The organism is Vibrio injensis (assembly GCF_001895205.1).
Lineage (GTDB): Bacteria > Pseudomonadota > Gammaproteobacteria > Enterobacterales > Vibrionaceae > Vibrio > Vibrio injensis.
This window is the reverse complement of sequence record NZ_BDJF01000006.1, coordinates 444,154-460,343: the sequence shown is the minus strand read 5'-3', so window position 1 is coordinate 460,343 and position 16,190 is coordinate 444,154. Positions and strand designations below refer to the sequence as shown.

Genomic DNA, 16,190 nt, shown 5'->3' with positions numbered 1-16,190 from the left:
ATGAAAAAATATGCTTTAATTGTACTTACTTTTTTACTGTCAGCGTGTGCAACATCGCCACAAGTCAATTGGCAGGCTAGTAATGCGGCATTATTTTCTCAGGCTGCTATTCAGCTAAAAAGTAATTTATGGACCGATCGGATGCCCAAAATAGCCTTAACTGAGGGGGCCACTGAACTCGATTTCACCGACAATTTGAATGGTACGCTAGTGCTAGAAACCTCAGGTCAATTGCCCGCTGATTTAACCTTATTTCAATTAGTGTTCAGACAAGGGGAGGAAATATGGTCTCTTCCCGGTTCTGTATTAGAATTACGCACACCGAGTGAAAATAATTGGGAAGTGGTCTTTAACAGTACACTATCGGTGAACATCAATCGTCCAGTGAGCGTTGCACTTGGTGTACGAGATAGTTTCGGAGAGACTTGGCTAGTCGAGCATCAGGTATCGATTGATAAAGTCTATTAATCAATATTCAGTTCAGATTTTAAGTGGCAATAGGATAAATTGAACTATTTTTCCACCATATGATCGCTTATTGATATAAGAGTTTACTTCTAGTCGCTTGATAGCTATATCAATCTACGTCTGATGATTTCGGGTTGTTAATCATAAAAAAGCCTCGACGTTCTATCGAGGCTTTTTATTCGTGTGCAGGTTTATTCTGTGATGTCGCCACAGAAGCGATAGCCTTCACCATGGATGGTCGCGATAATTTCTGGCGTACCAGAGATCGATTCAAAGTGCTTACGAATACGACGGATAGTCACATCAACCGTGCGATCATGAGGCTTAAGTTCTCGGCCAGTCATTTTCTTCAATAGATCGGCACGAGTTTGAATTTTCCCCGGATTCTCACAGAAATGAAGCAGAGCACGGAATTCTGAACGCGGCAGCTTGTAACCTTCACCATGTGGGCTGATCAAAGAACGACTATTGATATCCAATACCCAGCCATTAAATTGATACTTTTCAACCGAACGCTTTTCTTCATGAGCCACGTTGGCATTCATTGAACGGCTTAATAGGTTACGCGCACGAATGGTCAATTCACGAGGATTAAACGGTTTGGTGATGTAATCGTCAGCACCAATTTCAAGGCCTAGAATTTTATCAACTTCATTATCACGACCAGTTAAAAACATTAACGCAACATCAGCTTGTTCACGAAGCTCACGAGCAAGCAGTAAGCCGTTTTTACCCGGTAGGTTAATGTCCATGATGACCAAGTTAATGGGATTATCCGACAGTATTTGGTGCATCTCTTCACCGTTACTGGCTTCAAAAACAGCGTATCCCTCTGCTTCAAAAATACTTTTTAATGTGTTGCGAGTGACTTGCTCGTCTTCAACGATAAGAATCTGCGGGGTTTGCATTTGGCGGTACCTAAACTTGTGAAAAAATTGTACTAATAGAATTTATTCTAGGCAAAAATATAACATACAAGAAACTTTATGTTGATAATAAATCAAAGTATCTTGAAAAATTACCTCAACAGCCGCCTTCCTTGGTGTATTTGTTATGAAGATCCATCACCTTTCGCTTCTATCAGCTTTTGAGCGGATTCTATAATGTTAACAGCATGCTAACAACGCCCAAATGTTAATTCCAATCACTTTGTTGATTTATATCAAGAGTTGTAATGTAACAGATATGAATAGTAATCACGAGATGTAAAAAGAGATGATCAATGAAAACCTATGGTACGCCTACTCTCAAGTGAAGTTGGTGTTTCCAACAACGAGCATTAAAGGAGATTTTGTCATTATTACGGCATGGAACCCTCGAAGCCTTCGCTTGTCAGAAGATGAGAATCGGCTAAATAATCGCCATTTACAACAGGCTTTAATCGATTATGATTTGATTGAGATTATTGTCGGTAATGATGATTTTAGTTGGTATGAAGAGAGTTTTGCTGTTGTGATGCCTGTTACTAAAGCGGTGGTTTTGGCTAATCAATGTGCACAAAATGCGTTTTATTATGTACAAGATGGACAACTTATTTTGCAATCTTGTCTTGATCACCAACGACTCGAATTAGGACCATTATTGAGTAGAATAAAATCAATCTAACCTTAAAGAGAGTCTTTTAATGGACTCAATATGTCTAACGACTTGAAGATGCTGTGGTGTGAGTAGTTGATCGTTCCGGCCATTATTATTGGCAAGGACTAGAGTAAATATAAGCCCTCATTGATATCACTCCTTCTTGCCGTTTGCTGATTAAATTCATGGAGGAACAATGAACGACATAACACCAGATCTGTGTGATAAATACCCATCAGAAGTGACTTTACTTAATTTGCCATTACAAAACTTTGGGATGCGTAGTGCATTTTGGGGCGAGATTGTCACGGTACGTTGCTATCATGATAACTCAAAAGTTAGAGACGTGCTTAGTCAACCGGGTAAAGGGAAAGTGCTGGTTGTTGATGGTAATGGTTCTTGCCAAAAAGCTTTAATGGGCGACCAAATTGCGATTTTGGCGATCGAAAATGGTTGGGAAGGCGTGATCATTTATGGTGCTGTCCGTGATGTTGTAGCAATGTCAGAAATGGATTTGGGGATTAAAGCGTTGGGAACTTCGCCTTTTAAGACTGACAAGCGTGGTGCAGGAGAGGTTAATGTGACCTTAACGTTACACAATCAAATGGTTCAGCCCGGAGATTATCTATATGCTGACTGGAATGGCGTGTTGCTTTCTGAGCAATTATTAACATTAACTTAAAACCGAAAGCCAATTCCGAACTCAATACCCTGTTGCCATTCTTGATAATCAAGGGTGGCGTGCAAATCTAAGTTTTCAGAGAGACGCAGACGACTGGATAGCTCTGCTGAAAAGACATCATAGCGACGTTTTTGATCGTCGTATTTCGCTGATGAGTAAAGAGTACTTTTCACTGAAACTCGCTCATTCACCTTGTAACTAACGCCACTTAAAAAGCCATTACTTCCGCCATTGATTGAGGCATTTGATGAGTTGATCCTCGCGCCCACATAAAGATCAACGTTACGAAATACATTGTAGGCATAACCACTATCAATCACCCAGCTATCGAAAGTTTGGCTTGAGGGATCGCTGTAGAGAAAAACGGTATGTGCAGAGCGAGAGGGCTCGGAAGGTAAAGAGGGAAGAGTCACGGCGTGCGCGCTTAATGCTAGCGATAAGCCAGACAGTGCGATCAATATGCGCATGGTATCCTCCTTGTTACCGAGCTTTATTTTACGTTGAACACTATTTAAGCATAAAATTCCCCGTTTTGCAGAGAGAAATTATCTTGAATTTATCTTTATGATTAACGGATGGGCGATAAAGCTCGGTTTTGTTTATCTTTATTGAGCGAATGATTATTTAAAATACATAAACATTAAACTTTTTATTGACTCTACAATACGAAATAAGGTAAACGTAGATAAACGCCAACAGAAAGTGACTTATCACCGTGATGACATTGTTCAGCCTAGTAATGACCACCACCATTATTACCACCGACACTACGCATGTTGGGGCGGGCTGCTGAGCGTAAAATTTCATAAAAAAGGCCTGTATCCCCTCCGATACAGGCCTTTTTTTATACTTATTATTTTTGACAAGTTTGGAGAAAGGGATGCGAGTATTAAAATTTGGGGGTTCATCACTAGCCGATGCTGAACGTCTTTTAAGAGCTGCGGATATTATCATTAATAATGCTCAGCAAGAAGAAGTGGCGATTGTGCTGTCTGCGCCGGGTAAAACGACCAATAAGTTGGTGGCTATTATCGATACAGCGTTACGTCATGGTGATGTTGAAAGGCAAGTGCTCGAATTAGAACAGTCGTTTCAGCTGTTGTTTAATGATATTCAAGCACAGTTACCGAATATAGACGGCGCTGCCTATCATGCACAGGTAGAACAATCTATGGCGCAACTGCGTCAGTTTGTGCATGGTATTCATTTATTAGGCATGTGCCCTGATAACGTCAATGCGCGCATCATCAGTAAAGGTGAGCGTATTTCTATACAGCTAATGAAAGCGGCCATTCAAGCCAAAGGCTTGGCCGTTAATTTAATCGATCCTGTACAGTATTTACTTGCCAAAGGCGATTATTTGGAAGCCATGGTCGATGTTGAGCTTTCTACGCAAAACTTTTTGCACTCACCATTACCTAAACAACATGTCCATATAATGCCGGGTTTCACCGCGGGCAATAAAAAAGGTGAGTTAGTGTGTTTAGGGCGTAATGGCTCTGATTACTCTGCCGCTATATTAGCCGCCTGCTTACGCGCTGATTGCTGTGAGATTTGGACTGATGTCGATGGGGTGTATAACTGCGACCCACGTTTGGTTGCTGATGCTCGTTTACTGAAATCACTCAGTTATCAAGAAGCTATGGAGCTGTCTTATTTTGGCGCTTCGGTGTTACACCCCAAAACCATTGCACCCATTGCTCAATTTCATATCCCTTGTTTGATTAAAAATAGTTTTAACCCCCAAGGCGCGGGAACATTAATTGGTCAAGATAGTGGTGAAGATAAACTGGCGATTAAAGGCATCACTACCTTGAATCATTTAACGATGGTGAATGTGTCAGGACCTGGCATGAAAGGCATGGTTGGCATGGCCAGCCGAGTCTTCGGTGCTATGTCGGCGGCTGGTGTATCCATCGTTCTTATCACGCAATCATCTTCAGAATACAGTATCAGTTTTTGTATTGAAGCTGAGGATAAACAGTTAGCACAACAAGCTTTAGCTGAAACGTTTGAATTAGAGCTCAAAGAGGGATTGTTAGAGCCGGTTGAGTTTATGAATGATCTGTCGATCATTACACTGGTTGGCGATGGTATGCGCACTTCTCGTGGCGTAGCGGCGCAGTTTTTTGCCTCGTTAACGGAAGCGCATGTCAATATCGTAGCTATTGCGCAAGGCTCCTCTGAGCGAGCGATTTCTGCTGTGATCCCCGAAGATAAGGTTTCCCCAGCAATTAAAGCTTGTCATGAGAATTTGTTTAACTCGAAACATTTTCTTGATGTGTTTGTGGTCGGCGTCGGTGGCGTTGGTGGTGAACTGGTGGATCAAATTCATCGTCAACAAGCCAAGTTGGCTGCTAAAGGTATCGTGATCCGAGTTTGTGGTTTAGCTAATAGCAAGGGATTGTTACTCGATGGTAGTGGTTTACCGTTAGAGCAGTGGCGAGACAGAATGAGCGCCGCTACCGAAGCGTTCTCTTTGGCTAATTTAACTGCTTTAGTGCAGCGCAATCATATTATCAATCCTGTGTTGGTTGATTGTACATCGAGTGAAGTGATTGCTAATCAATATGCTGATTTTCTGGCAGCGGGTTTTCATGTGGTAACACCGAACAAAAAAGCCAATACCAGCAGCATGGCTTATTATCAGCAATTGCGTAGTGTTGCTCGTCAGTCGCGTCGTAAATTAATGTACGAAACGACGGTGGGGGCTGGCTTACCTGTGATTGAGAATTTGCAAAACTTAATTGCCGCTGGCGATGAACTAGAGCAATTTAACGGCATTTTATCCGGTTCTCTATCCTTTATTTTTGGTAAATTAGATGAAGGACTGACTTTTAGTCAGGCGACGTTATTAGCCAAAGAGAAAGGCTTTACGGAGCCGGATCCGCGAGACGATTTGTCTGGGATTGATGTAGCGCGTAAGCTGTTAATTTTAGCTCGTGAGTCGGGGTTAGCGCTTGAGCTCTGTGATGTTGACGTTGAAGCGGCATTACCACCGGGATTTGATACTTCTGGCAGTGTTGAAGCGTTTATCGCTCGCTTACCGCAAGCCGACCACTATTTTGCTCAGTTAGTTGAGCAAGCGCGTCAACAAGGCTGTGTACTTCGCTACAGAGCGCAAATTCGAGATGGACGCTGCCAAGTCCGTCTTGCTATGGTCGATGAAAATGATCCGATGTTTAAAGTCAAAGATGGCGAAAATGCGCTCGCCTTTTATAGCCGTTATTATCAACCGATTCCTTTAGTATTGCGTGGTTATGGTGCGGGTACTGAGGTGACGGCAGCCGGTGTTTTTGCTGATGTGATGCGGACATTAGGCTGGAAATTAGGGGTGTAAGCAATGAGTTCAAGTGATATGAGTGTAGTAGTTTACGCGCCAGCTTCAATTGGTAATGTGAGCGTTGGTTTTGATGTTCTGGGGGCCGCCGTTTCTCCGATTGACGGTAGTTTATTAGGCGACCGAGTTTGTGTTGCCGCGGGAAGCTTGCCTTTTGAACTCAAAACCGCGGGACGTTTTGTTGATAAACTGCCCAGCAATCCTGAACAAAATATTGTTTATGACTGCTGGACGGTGTTTGTTCGTGAATTAACCACTAAGCAGATCGCGGCAAAGCCTCTCGTGATGACCCTAGAGAAAAACATGCCGATTGGATCTGGACTTGGTTCTAGCGCTTGTTCAATTGTGGCGGCTCTCGATGCGTTAAATCGTTTTCATGATCAGCCATTAAACCAGACTGAGTTACTGGCATTAATGGGGGAAATGGAAGGGAAAATCTCCGGTGGTGTTCATTATGACAATGTTGCACCGTGCTACTTGGGCGGCTTGCAGCTGATGATTGAAGAACAGGGCATTATCAGCCAGTCAGTACCTGGGTTTGATCAGTGGTTTTGGGTGATGGCGTATCCAGGGATCAAAGTGTCTACGGCGGAAGCTCGGGCGATTTTACCCGCTCAATATCGTCGCCAAGATGTGATTGCTCATGGTCGTCATCTGGCCGGTTTTATCCATGCTTGTCATACACAGCAAGCAGAATTGGCGGCCACGATGATCAAAGATGTGATTGCTGAGCCGTATCGGGAAAAATTATTACCTGGTTTTAGCCAAGCCCGTGAGTATGCGAAATCTGCAGGCGCACTCGTGACGGGGATTTCAGGTAGCGGGCCAACTTTATTTAGTATTTGTCAGCAGCAAGACGTTGCCGAACGTGTTGCCAAATGGCTTGAAGACAATTATTTACAAAATGAACAAGGATTCGTGCATATCTGTCGTCTAGACAAGCAGGGATCACAAGTAACAGGAAGTCAATTATGAAGCTGTACAACATCAAAGAAAATGATCAACAAGTCTCTTTTGCCCAAGCTGTCCGTCAAGGACTAGGCCGTAATCAAGGGTTATTTTTCCCTGCTGAGTTACCTAAATTTAGTGATATTGACGCACTTTTAGCGGAAGATTTTATCTCGCGCAGCAGTAAAATTTTATCGGCATTAATTGGTGATGAATTGGCGGCAGAAAAAGTGACTGAGATGGTCAAGCAGGCTTTTCAGTTCCCAGCGCCGATTAAAGCGGTTAAGTCAGGAGTGTATGCGTTAGAGCTGTTTCATGGCCCTACGTTAGCGTTTAAAGATTTTGGTGGCCGCTTTATGGCGCAATCTCTGGCGGCGGTCTCTGACGGTGGTAAAATCACTATCCTTACTGCAACATCCGGTGATACTGGAGCCGCCGTTGCGCACGCTTTTTATGGTATGCCAGACATTAATGTTGTGATTTTGTACCCGAAAGGAAAAATCAGTCCGCTACAAGAAAAACTATTTTGTACCTTAGGCGGCAATATTCATACCATTGCCATCAATGGCGACTTTGATGCATGCCAAGCCTTAGTCAAACAAGCCTTTGATGATGCAGAGTTACGTCAGCAAATTGGCCTTAACTCGGCTAACTCGATTAATATCAGTCGATTGATGGCGCAGATCTGTTATTACTTTGAAGCGGTTGCTCAGCTTAGTAAAGCCGAACGTGAAAACCTAGTGATCAGTGTTCCTAGTGGTAACTTTGGTAACTTGACTGCTGGTTTATTCGCTAAAGCGATGGGGCTACCAGTCAAACGTTTTATTGCCGCCACCAATGCTAATGATACTGTGCCACGTTACCTAGACTCGGGTAAATGGGATCCAAAACCAACCGTTGCTACCACTTCCAATGCGATGGATGTCAGTCAGCCGAACAACTGGCCACGTATTGAAGAGCTATGCCGGTTACAAAACTGGGGACTAGAAACCTTAGGTAAAGGAGCCGTCTTGGATCATGAAAGTGCTCAAGCGGTACAAGAACTGAATCAGCTTGGCTATTTGTGTGAGCCACATGGTGCGATTGGCTATCGAGTTTTAACTGAGCAGTTGCAAGCGGGAGAAACGGGGTTATTTTTATGTACCGCGCACCCTGCGAAATTTAAAGAAGTGGTCGATGATATTTTGGCTAGCGATATTGATCTACCCGCGCCGCTTGCTAAACATGCTGCGATGACCTTATTGTCTGAGCAGCTTGATGCTGATTTTGCGCAATTAAAAGCGCGCTTGCTGGCTTTGTAATATGGAGTTTACGCTCAAACCATCATGTGAAGTCGTATCGGAATAAATAGAAAACGGCGTCTATAGTAATAGACGCCGTTTTTATATTTAGGGTTATATCCTTCCGACTTGAAGCTGCAGGGGTGTTGGCTACGTTCGTTCGCCCCAATCACATAGTCTATCTATGCTCATGGGGACTCACTCACTTGCCGCCTACCTGCAACTCCAAGTTGTTTGGGTATATCATATCAAGATAACCACTCAACTCACGATTATAGTGATTCAGTAAAAGTACGTGCAATCACATCGCGTTGTTGCTCAGTGGTCAGAGAGTTAAAACGCACCGCATAACCAGAGACACGAATGGTTAATTGTGGGTATTTCTCTGGGTTAGCAACCGCATCTTCTAAGGTTTCACGCTTAAGTACGTTAACGTTTAAATGTTGACCGCCTTCAATGCGAGGAGTGGTTTCAATCGCCACTTCACGGCTTTCATAATCGCCGAATTCGCTCAGTGCAACCACTTGGTCTGCTTCATAGCCTTTTACGGCAGCGACACAACGAGCTTGATTGGTTTGGCTATCGATTAGCCAGATAGAGTTAAGCAGATCGTCGTTGGCCGCTTTAGTGATTTGAATACCTTGGATCATTACTGTCTCCTTGGCCACTGAATGTGGCATTATTGGTGTTAATTTTCAATACGTGCTGAGCTGGGTATTATATAGCTTATATCCCTATTTTAAGTATTGATTTAGGTCAAAAAACACCAATGTAGCCTGTTTTGGAATTAGTTGTGGAGTTGATCTTAATCAATAAATTGATGATAAGTAATGGTTTCATCTGCTTTTTGAATATTTAAAATAAAGTTTAAAGTTTGTTTTCTTGTAAAATTACTACATTTTGAAGTGTTTTTTTAGCCTGTATTACGTAGCATCAGATAGTTATCTCAATAAAACTGAAAGTAAAAAAGTGATTCAATGACCAATATGACACAATCTTCAAAAACCAAATATTTTGGTGCTCATGTTTCTGCGGCGGGTGGCGTTGATCAAGCACCGATTCGTGCTCACCAAATAGGGGCAAATGCTTTTGCCTTATTTACCAAAAATCAGCGTCAATGGTCTGCAAAGCCTTTAGATATCGAGACAATAAAAGCGTTTAAAGCCAATTGTGAACGGTTAGGTTTTACACATGATTATATTTTACCGCATGATTCTTATTTGATTAATTTAGGTGCACCAGAAGCAGATAAACTTGCCAAATCCAGGGCTGCATTTATTGATGAGATGCAACGTTGCCGGCAATTAGGATTATCATTACTCAATTTTCATCCGGGGAGTCATTTAAAACAAATCTCTGAAAGCCAATGTCTTAGTCATATTGCTCAATCGATCAATCTGGCTCATCAAGCCGTTCCTGAAGTGGTCGCGGTGATTGAAAATACCGCTGGTCAGGGAAGTAATTTAGGCTGGCGTTTTGAGCATATTGCCGAAATTATTGAGCAAGTGGATGATAAATCGAGAGTGGGTGTTTGCCTTGATACATGCCATACCTTTGCTGCGGGTTACGACTTACGAACTAAGGCTGATTGTGAGTTAACTTTCGCGCTTTTTGATCAGATCGTTGGCATACACTATTTGCGTGCCATGCACATTAACGATTCAAAATCTCCCTTGGGTAGTCGAGTCGATCGTCATCACTCATTGGGGCAGGGTGAGATTGGATGGGCATGTTTTGAGTATATCGCTCAAGATAGCCGATTTAATGGTATCCCTTTGATTTTAGAAACGATTGATCCAAATATTTGGGCGCAAGAGATTCAAATCTTACGAGAACATCATCACCAAGCATTGTCGGTTTGAGCTATTGAGGCGACTTGGCTACCTGCAATCGGGCGCAGTTTGAGTATACAATAGGCTAACGATTTATATGATAGGGCTTTTTTATGGAACAACCATTGACTTGGCATGATGTTATTGGTCATGAAAAACAGCAAAGCTATTTTCAAAGTACGTTAGCTTTTGTCGAACAAGAAAGACGGTCTGGAAAAGTGATTTACCCACCAGCGACAGAGGTTTTTAACGCTTTTCGGTTAACGGAATTTCATGATGTTAACGTAGTGATCCTCGGCCAAGATCCTTATCATGGGCCAAACCAAGCTCATGGTCTTTGTTTTTCGGTGTTACCACAAGTTAAGACTCCGCCCTCATTGGTGAATATATACAAAGAGCTGGCACAAGATATCAGGGGATTTACTATCCCGCATCATGGTTATTTAAAAAGCTGGGCTGATCAGGGTGTTTTACTGCTCAATACTGTATTAACGGTCGAGCAGGGCAAGGCGCATTCTCATGCTAATAGTGGTTGGGAAACGTTTACTGACCGTGTGATTGAAGCATTAAATCAGCATGGACAGGGGATTATCTTTTTATTATGGGGTGCCCATGCACAAAAAAAGGGCAAGATGATCGATCGTCAGCGTCATCATGTTTTAGAGGCACCGCATCCTTCTCCGCTCTCTGCTCATCGTGGTTTTTTAGGTTGTAAGCATTTCTCAATCACTAATCAATTACTTGAGCAACAAGGTAAGCAAAAGATCAATTGGCAGCCGACGTTGGATGTCTGAGAGCCTTGTTTTTTGGTTGGTTGTTTTTTGAGCTATAATTAACAGTCAAACCAAAGGCCATTATTGGTTAATGATCTGTCAGGGAGGCTCATCATGATGTTAGAAAGGATCCGTCGCGAACATGGTTATATGGTTCGTCTGTTAGCCATACTGCGTGAAAAGCTACAGTTGCTCAATAGCGAGCAACTGATCAACTACAGTCTTATTAAGGAGATTGTTGATTATTTAGGGATTCATTCTCAATCTGTCCATCATCCAAAAGAGAATATCCTTTATCATTACTATCAGCAGCACTACTCCATGGCTCCGATTGTAGAAGATTTGCAGCAAGAGCACGATTTGCTGGCTGAGCAGACTCAAGCATTTTTGTTGATCGTAGAAATGATTTTACAAGATGCGGTCGTACCACAAGATGTTTTCATCGAAAAGTTGAGCGATTTTATTGAACAGCAGCAGCATCATTTAGATCTAGAAGAGCGGGCGGTTTTTCCATTGATAGAGAATGCATTCACTGTTTCAGACTGGCAACAGGTTGAGTCTATCTGGAGTGGACACGAAGATGATCCTGTATTTGGTGAAACCATTGCTGAGCAATTTACTCAATTGGCTCGGCGTGTCAGACAAAGTGAATTTGAATGTATATGATCCATGCTGTAATTGATCATCAAGATAGACTGTATGAGTAGTCATGAATAAAGAGCGCCGAATGATTCGGTGCTCTTTACTTTTGATGTGGTTTATTTTTATAGCTTTATGCTATCGAGATCTAAGCAGACATCCATATCAAGCAGCTCTTTCTCTAGGCGTTTTTTATCTCGTATTGCTTCAATCTCTCTCCACATTCGTTTTACTGGTTTGCTGCGGCTAGCGCGAATCTTGGTCATTTCCATGTCGAGTAGTTGATCAAAGTGCAAGTCATCCATAAGCAAGCCTCATTGTCATTAGTCATTATCCCTCTCCACCACATACTGCCATAACTTCGCTGATGAGATACTCGTTCATTGAAGAGCACTGCGGACGGCATTTATCGCAGGTATCCTGTGGGTTGGGCCTACATCGTAAACATCATGCTAGATATTCCCTTCCTGCTTGAAGTTACAGCGCCAGAATTAATACATTATCTCAACCATTGGTTGTTTTGATGCGGTAAGCCTGTGCTGCATTTCACTGCGATTTGGGTATAGCATATGAAACTTAATCTTAGCCATGATTCATTTCTCATTTATGACTTTTTGTCGATTGAAGCGCTTTTTTTCTCTGTTCTTTCACATTTTTGAACTTTTTTCTGTGCAAAAAATGCGCAATCGATTCGCGCAAACGTTTTTATTGTCAAAAATGTCTTGTTAATGAAACGTTACATTCAACGTCTTTGATTTACCCATCGATGATTTATTGCTCACTTGGTTGTGTTTTATGACATTTTACTGACAAAAATTTCTGTCATGCACTGTGATAGCGAGATTCTCAGCCGATGAGATTAGGATTATGCAACAAGCAGTTTGTGCAGATTTTTTATTCTGTATTGTTAGCATTTTGTTTGTTTTTTATTTGTTTTATTGGGGGGTAATGGTCGAGCTTGTGTTAATGAATGGTGACTTTATAGTAAAAAATAACATAAAAATGAGTATTGTTGCATATTGATTTTTGCTGATTCAGGTAGCATTATCCGCCCGTCAAAAAATTTACTGCATTATTTTAACGACCTAAAAAGTGTTGAATCACGCTTAATGGATCCCATAACGCTAATAATTTTCCGGGATGCCCATTCACCTTTTCGTGCTGATCGGCTGGTCAACTCAACACACATTCTAAGAGAGGTTCTTGTGACAGACTTAATTAATTTAATGAACGACCTGCTTTGGGGTTCGATTCTCGTTTATCTTTTAGTCGGGGTAGGGATTTACTTCACGGTCCGTTTAGGGTTCATCCAGTTTCGTCATTTCGGTCATATGTTCAGTGTATTGAAAAATAGCCGCAAATCAGATCAATCTGGTATTTCTTCTTTTCAAGCCTTATGCACCAGTTTAGCTGCTCGTGTTGGTACCGGTAATATGGCTGGTGTCGCTGTGGCTTTAACACTAGGTGGCCCAGGAGCCATCTTTTGGATGTGGATGACGGCAATGCTCGGTATGGCGACTTCTTTCGCGGAAAGTACTCTGGCTCAGCTGTATAAAACCCGTGATAGAGATGGAAACTATCGTGGTGGTCCCGCCTATTACATGGAAAAAGGCCTAGGCATGCGTTGGATGGGCGTGCTGTTTTCTATCTTCCTTATCATCGCATTCGGTCTAGTGTTCAATGCAGTACAAGCCAATTCGATTTCCAGTGCGATGCACACCGCTTTTGGTTTTGATCCTCTTTATGTTGGCATCGCGATCGTTTTAATCTCTTCGTTTGTGATTTTTGGTGGGATTCGCAAGATTGCTCGTACCGCCGAGCTGATTGTACCGATCATGGCCTTAGCTTATATTTTGATTGCTATGGTTGTGATGATTCTAAACATCGAAAAGTTACCTTCAGTACTGAGCTTAGTATTTAGAAGCGCGTTTGGTTTAGAGCAAGCGGCGGCTGGTGGTCTAGGCTATGCGATTGCTCAAGCAATGATTCATGGGGTGAAACGCGGTTTATTCTCTAATGAAGCAGGTATGGGCTCGGCGCCTAACGCTGCTGCTTCTGCTACGCCTTATCCGCCGCATCCAGCCTCACAAGGCTATGTTCAGATGTTGGGTGTTTTCGTTGATACCATAGTGATTTGTTCAGCAACGGTAGCAATTATTTTGATGTCTGGAGAATACGTTCCGCATGGTGAAATTACCGGTATTGAGCTGACTCAGCGTGCATTGAGTTCACAAGTGGGAGATTGGGGCAGCATTTTTATTGCTTTAGCGATTTTCTTCTTCGCCTTTACCTCTATTATTGCCAATTATTCTTATGCTGAAACTAACCTGATTTTCCTTGAGCATAATAATAAGAAAGGCTTGGTGGTTTTTCGAATGATCGTCTTAGGTATGGTGATGTTCGGTTCACTGGCGACATTACCTACCGTTTGGTCGATGGCGGACGTGACAATGGGATTGATGGCTATCGTCAACTTAATTGCCATTTTGTTGCTCTCTGGAACGGTGGTTAAATTAGCGAAAGACTATAACCGTCAACTGAAATCCGGCAAGTTACCAACCTTTGATGCCAACGATTATCCAGAACTAAAATCTCAGCTAGAAGACGGGATTTGGGATAGCAAAAGCAAATAATCGTTAAGAATTACCTTTTATGATGGTTTGCCATTGAAAGTGGTTAAGCCTATCGTTAGGCCCAATGAATAAGATAGAAAAAGCCATGCAGACAATGTGTGGCTTTTTTTGTTAACCTAACGATTCAACTCTCTAAGTCAACGATATTAGGATAGAACAATGCTGATTGTGGTGTCTCCTGCTAAAACTCTTGATTATGAATCACCTTTGCCAAGCCAAGATCACTCTCAACCGGAATTAATCGAGCATTCCAAGCTGCTGATTGATGTCTGTCGCCAGTTAACTCCTGACGATATTGCCGCATTAATGAAAGTCAGTGATGCGATTGCTGGATTGAATGTCGCTCGTTTTACGCAGTGGAGTGAGCAGTTTACTTTGGATAATGCACGTCAAGCGATCTTTGCTTTTAAAGGCGATGTTTATACGGGGCTTGATGCGCAAAGCTTATCTGAAGAGAGTTTGCGTTTTGCTCAGCAGCATTTACGCATGCTATCCGGTTTGTATGGCTTACTTAAACCGCTCGATTTAATGCAGCCTTATCGTTTAGAAATGGGCACTAAACTGGCGAATCCTCGTGGTAGTAATTTGTATCAGTTTTGGGGCAGCATTATTACCGATAAGCTGAATCAAGCGATTGAAGCGCAAGGTGATAATGTACTGATCAATTTGGCGTCAAATGAATATTTTAAAGCGGTGAAAACCAATCAGCTTGATGCACAAGTGATCACGCCAATTTTTAAAGATGCCAAAAACGGACAATATAAAGTGATCAGTTTTTATGCTAAAAAAGCTCGTGGCATGATGGCACGTTATATTATTGATAACCAAGTCAACTCGGTTGAACAATTGACCCATTTTACCACTGCTGGTTATTATTTTGTGCCTCAAGAGTCTAGTCCTACCGAGCTGGTATTTAAGCGTGAAGAGCAATAACGCCACGAGAGTTTTGTGGAATAATTGATGATACTGACAACAAACGTTTGAGAGGATGTCGCCATGTGGCAATGGTTTAAACAGGCGCTGGCTCGCTACGATGCATGGTGTCAACGGATGGGCTTAACACCTGAACAAAAGCGCAGTTGTGTCGCATATCGAATGGATCCATTGCATCATACTGAGTGCGATGATGCATCCGAATCGCGTTCCTAAGGTGCTGTACTGTGCGATTATTTGATACACACTGTCATTTAGACTTGTCCGCTTTTGAACAGACATTGTCTAATGATTTAGCTCAAGCTAAGGCGCAAGGCGTTGAGTGTTTTCTCATCCCCTCGACCAGTCCTGATAGCTGGGTGAGTATTGAACAACTGGTTGCGCAGTACTCAGATTGCTTACACTATGCGCTTGGCATTCACCCTCATTTTATTCCTTTATCGACGCCTGCCCAATTATTACAACAATTAGAGGATAGGCTTTCGGTTGCTCAGCACGCCTGCGTGGCGATTGGTGAATGTGGTTTAGATGCGTTGATTGATCAACCCGCAGAGCGTCAAGAAGCCCTATTGATTGGACAGCTTTCCATAGCTCAGACTTTTCAGAAGCCAATCATCCTCCATAGTCGAAAAACTCATCAACGCATCATTCAGATAATAAAGCAGATGAAATTTGTCCAAGGTGGTGTGTTGCACGCCTTTTCAGGTAGTTACCAGGAAGCTAAGCAGTTTATTGATTTAGGATTTAAATTGGGCGTCGGTGGCGTGATTACGTACCCTAGAGCCAATAAAACGCGTCAGGCAATCGCTTCGGTATCGATGGCCGACTTAGTCCTTGAAACGGATGCTCCAGATATGCCGCTATTGGGCTATCAAGGTCAAATTAATCGTCCTTTACGACTGCCTTTAGTGTTACAGGAATTAGCAAGATTGCATCAGGCCGATCCTGAACAGGTTGCCTCGGTCATTTGGCAAACTAGCCATACGTTATTTGGTCTTTCTATCACTGATGCGCGTGATGAGAGTAACAAATAAGTTTATCAATAGTGATTTGTGTCACATAAGTATGTGAATGGATTATTAAT

At 42.4% G+C, this 16,190-nt stretch carries 17 protein-coding genes and 1 other annotated feature; of the genes, 13 read left to right on the top strand and 4 right to left on the bottom strand.

Going from position 1 to position 16,190, the window contains the following annotated elements; translation table 11 throughout:
- Complete coding sequence (locus tag BSR11_RS02155) at positions 1–468, top strand: hypothetical protein (protein WP_072668857.1); 468 nt, start codon at positions 1–3, stop codon at positions 466–468.
- 191 nt (positions 469–659) lie between these two features.
- Here BSR11_RS02155 and arcA read toward each other — a convergent pair whose 3' ends face one another.
- Positions 660–1,376, bottom strand: a complete 717-nt coding sequence (arcA, locus tag BSR11_RS02150; RefSeq protein WP_004395926.1) for a two-component system response regulator ArcA — start codon at positions 1,374–1,376, stop codon at positions 660–662.
- Between the two features lie 307 nt (positions 1,377–1,683).
- On the opposite strand from arcA, the gene BSR11_RS02145 reads away from it, so the two are divergent.
- On the top strand, positions 1,684–2,073 hold the full coding sequence (locus BSR11_RS02145; RefSeq protein WP_072668856.1) for a DUF3293 domain-containing protein: 390 nt from the start codon (positions 1,684–1,686) through the stop codon (positions 2,071–2,073).
- Positions 2,074–2,242: 169 nt separating this feature from the next.
- Positions 2,243–2,728 carry a putative 4-hydroxy-4-methyl-2-oxoglutarate aldolase gene (locus BSR11_RS02140; protein WP_072668855.1) on the top strand — a complete coding sequence of 162 codons (486 nt, stop codon included), beginning with the start codon at positions 2,243–2,245 and terminating at the stop codon, positions 2,726–2,728.
- On the opposite strand, the gene BSR11_RS02135 is transcribed toward BSR11_RS02140, so the two are convergent.
- Positions 2,725–3,195: a hypothetical protein gene (locus tag BSR11_RS02135; RefSeq protein WP_072668854.1), complete on the bottom strand. Its 471-nt coding sequence runs from the start codon at positions 3,193–3,195 to the stop codon at positions 2,725–2,727. The two genes, BSR11_RS02140 and BSR11_RS02135, sit on opposite strands and share 4 nt — an antisense overlap.
- 261 nt (positions 3,196–3,456) lie before the next feature.
- Positions 3,457–3,575: a sequence feature (Thr leader region), on the top strand.
- Positions 3,576–3,608: 33 nt separating this feature from the next.
- Between BSR11_RS02135 and thrA the strand changes: the two genes are divergently transcribed.
- From thrA to thrC, 3 genes are read left to right on the top strand one after another with little or no spacing between them, the layout of a single operon-like run.
- Positions 3,609–6,068, top strand: coding sequence for a bifunctional aspartate kinase/homoserine dehydrogenase I (thrA, locus tag BSR11_RS02130; protein ID WP_072668853.1), 2,460 nt, complete (start codon positions 3,609–3,611; stop codon positions 6,066–6,068).
- An 18-nt stretch (positions 6,069–6,086) separates the two neighbouring features.
- Positions 6,087–7,043 (top strand): homoserine kinase, encoded by a 957-nt coding sequence (gene thrB, locus BSR11_RS02125; protein ID WP_072668852.1) that lies wholly within the window; start codon positions 6,087–6,089, stop codon positions 7,041–7,043.
- On the top strand, positions 7,040–8,317 hold the full coding sequence (gene thrC / locus BSR11_RS02120; RefSeq protein WP_072668851.1) for a threonine synthase: 1,278 nt from the start codon (positions 7,040–7,042) through the stop codon (positions 8,315–8,317). The genes thrB and thrC overlap by 4 nt, the downstream gene beginning before the upstream one ends.
- A 251-nt stretch (positions 8,318–8,568) precedes the next feature.
- Here the strand turns inward: thrC and grcA are convergent, their stop codons facing one another.
- Positions 8,569–8,946 (bottom strand): autonomous glycyl radical cofactor GrcA, encoded by a 378-nt coding sequence (grcA, locus tag BSR11_RS02115; protein WP_072668850.1) that lies wholly within the window; start codon positions 8,944–8,946, stop codon positions 8,569–8,571.
- 327 nt (positions 8,947–9,273) lie between these two features.
- Here grcA and nfo point away from each other — a divergent pair, with 327 nt between their 5' ends.
- The 3 genes from nfo to BSR11_RS02100 all read left to right on the top strand — a co-directional run bounded on the left by nfo (position 9,274) and on the right by BSR11_RS02100 (position 11,567).
- Entirely contained in the window at positions 9,274–10,158 is an 885-nt protein-coding gene (gene nfo / locus BSR11_RS02110) for a deoxyribonuclease IV (RefSeq protein ID WP_072668849.1), read from the top strand.
- Positions 10,159–10,241: 83 nt separating this feature from the next.
- Positions 10,242–10,922 (top strand): uracil-DNA glycosylase, encoded by a 681-nt coding sequence (gene ung, locus BSR11_RS02105; RefSeq protein ID WP_072668848.1) that lies wholly within the window; start codon positions 10,242–10,244, stop codon positions 10,920–10,922.
- 93 nt (positions 10,923–11,015) lie between these two features.
- Entirely contained in the window at positions 11,016–11,567 is a 552-nt protein-coding gene (locus tag BSR11_RS02100; protein ID WP_072668847.1) for a hemerythrin domain-containing protein, read from the top strand.
- 98 nt (positions 11,568–11,665) lie between these two features.
- Here the strand turns inward: BSR11_RS02100 and BSR11_RS02095 are convergent, their stop codons facing one another.
- Complete coding sequence (locus BSR11_RS02095; protein ID WP_004395917.1) at positions 11,666–11,845, bottom strand: DUF3545 family protein; 180 nt, start codon at positions 11,843–11,845, stop codon at positions 11,666–11,668.
- A gap of 900 nt (positions 11,846–12,745) precedes the next feature.
- On the opposite strand from BSR11_RS02095, the gene BSR11_RS02090 reads away from it, so the two are divergent.
- The 4 genes from BSR11_RS02090 to BSR11_RS02080 all read left to right on the top strand — a co-directional run bounded on the left by BSR11_RS02090 (position 12,746) and on the right by BSR11_RS02080 (position 16,140).
- Entirely contained in the window at positions 12,746–14,173 is a 1,428-nt protein-coding gene (locus BSR11_RS02090; RefSeq protein ID WP_072668846.1) for an alanine/glycine:cation symporter family protein, read from the top strand.
- A 159-nt stretch (positions 14,174–14,332) separates the two neighbouring features.
- Complete coding sequence (gene yaaA, locus BSR11_RS02085; protein ID WP_072668845.1) at positions 14,333–15,106, top strand: peroxide stress protein YaaA; 774 nt, start codon at positions 14,333–14,335, stop codon at positions 15,104–15,106.
- Positions 15,107–15,169: 63 nt separating this feature from the next.
- The gene (locus tag BSR11_RS17240) at positions 15,170–15,322 is read left to right on the top strand and encodes a DUF5363 family protein (RefSeq protein WP_167363639.1); all 153 of its coding nucleotides are present in this window, start codon (positions 15,170–15,172) and stop codon (positions 15,320–15,322) included.
- 11 nt (positions 15,323–15,333) lie between these two features.
- Positions 15,334–16,140, top strand: a complete 807-nt coding sequence (locus BSR11_RS02080; protein ID WP_083544801.1) for a TatD family hydrolase — start codon at positions 15,334–15,336, stop codon at positions 16,138–16,140.
- Positions 16,141–16,190 lie beyond the last annotated feature (50 nt).

Excerpts from the sequence above, each read along its gene's own strand:
- BSR11_RS02155 (WP_072668857.1), top strand. The coding sequence starts at position 1 with ATGAAAAAATATGCTTTAATTGTACTTACTTTTTTACTGTCAGCGTGT.
- arcA (WP_004395926.1), bottom strand. The coding sequence starts at position 1,376 with ATGCAAACCCCGCAGATTCTTATCGTTGAAGACGAGCAAGTCACTCGC.
- BSR11_RS02145 (WP_072668856.1), top strand. The coding sequence starts at position 1,684 with ATGATCAATGAAAACCTATGGTACGCCTACTCTCAAGTGAAGTTGGTG.
- BSR11_RS02140 (WP_072668855.1), top strand. The coding sequence starts at position 2,243 with ATGAACGACATAACACCAGATCTGTGTGATAAATACCCATCAGAAGTG.
- BSR11_RS02135 (WP_072668854.1), bottom strand. The coding sequence starts at position 3,195 with ATGCGCATATTGATCGCACTGTCTGGCTTATCGCTAGCATTAAGCGCG.
- thrA (WP_072668853.1), top strand. The coding sequence starts at position 3,609 with ATGCGAGTATTAAAATTTGGGGGTTCATCACTAGCCGATGCTGAACGT.
- thrB (WP_072668852.1), top strand. The coding sequence starts at position 6,087 with ATGAGTGTAGTAGTTTACGCGCCAGCTTCAATTGGTAATGTGAGCGTT.
- thrC (WP_072668851.1), top strand. The coding sequence starts at position 7,040 with ATGAAGCTGTACAACATCAAAGAAAATGATCAACAAGTCTCTTTTGCC.
- grcA (WP_072668850.1), bottom strand. The coding sequence starts at position 8,946 with ATGATCCAAGGTATTCAAATCACTAAAGCGGCCAACGACGATCTGCTT.
- nfo (WP_072668849.1), top strand. The coding sequence starts at position 9,274 with ATGACCAATATGACACAATCTTCAAAAACCAAATATTTTGGTGCTCAT.
- ung (WP_072668848.1), top strand. The coding sequence starts at position 10,242 with ATGGAACAACCATTGACTTGGCATGATGTTATTGGTCATGAAAAACAG.
- BSR11_RS02100 (WP_072668847.1), top strand. The coding sequence starts at position 11,016 with ATGATGTTAGAAAGGATCCGTCGCGAACATGGTTATATGGTTCGTCTG.
- BSR11_RS02095 (WP_004395917.1), bottom strand. The coding sequence starts at position 11,845 with ATGGATGACTTGCACTTTGATCAACTACTCGACATGGAAATGACCAAG.
- yaaA (WP_072668845.1), top strand. The coding sequence starts at position 14,333 with ATGCTGATTGTGGTGTCTCCTGCTAAAACTCTTGATTATGAATCACCT.
- BSR11_RS17240 (WP_167363639.1), top strand. The coding sequence starts at position 15,170 with ATGTGGCAATGGTTTAAACAGGCGCTGGCTCGCTACGATGCATGGTGT.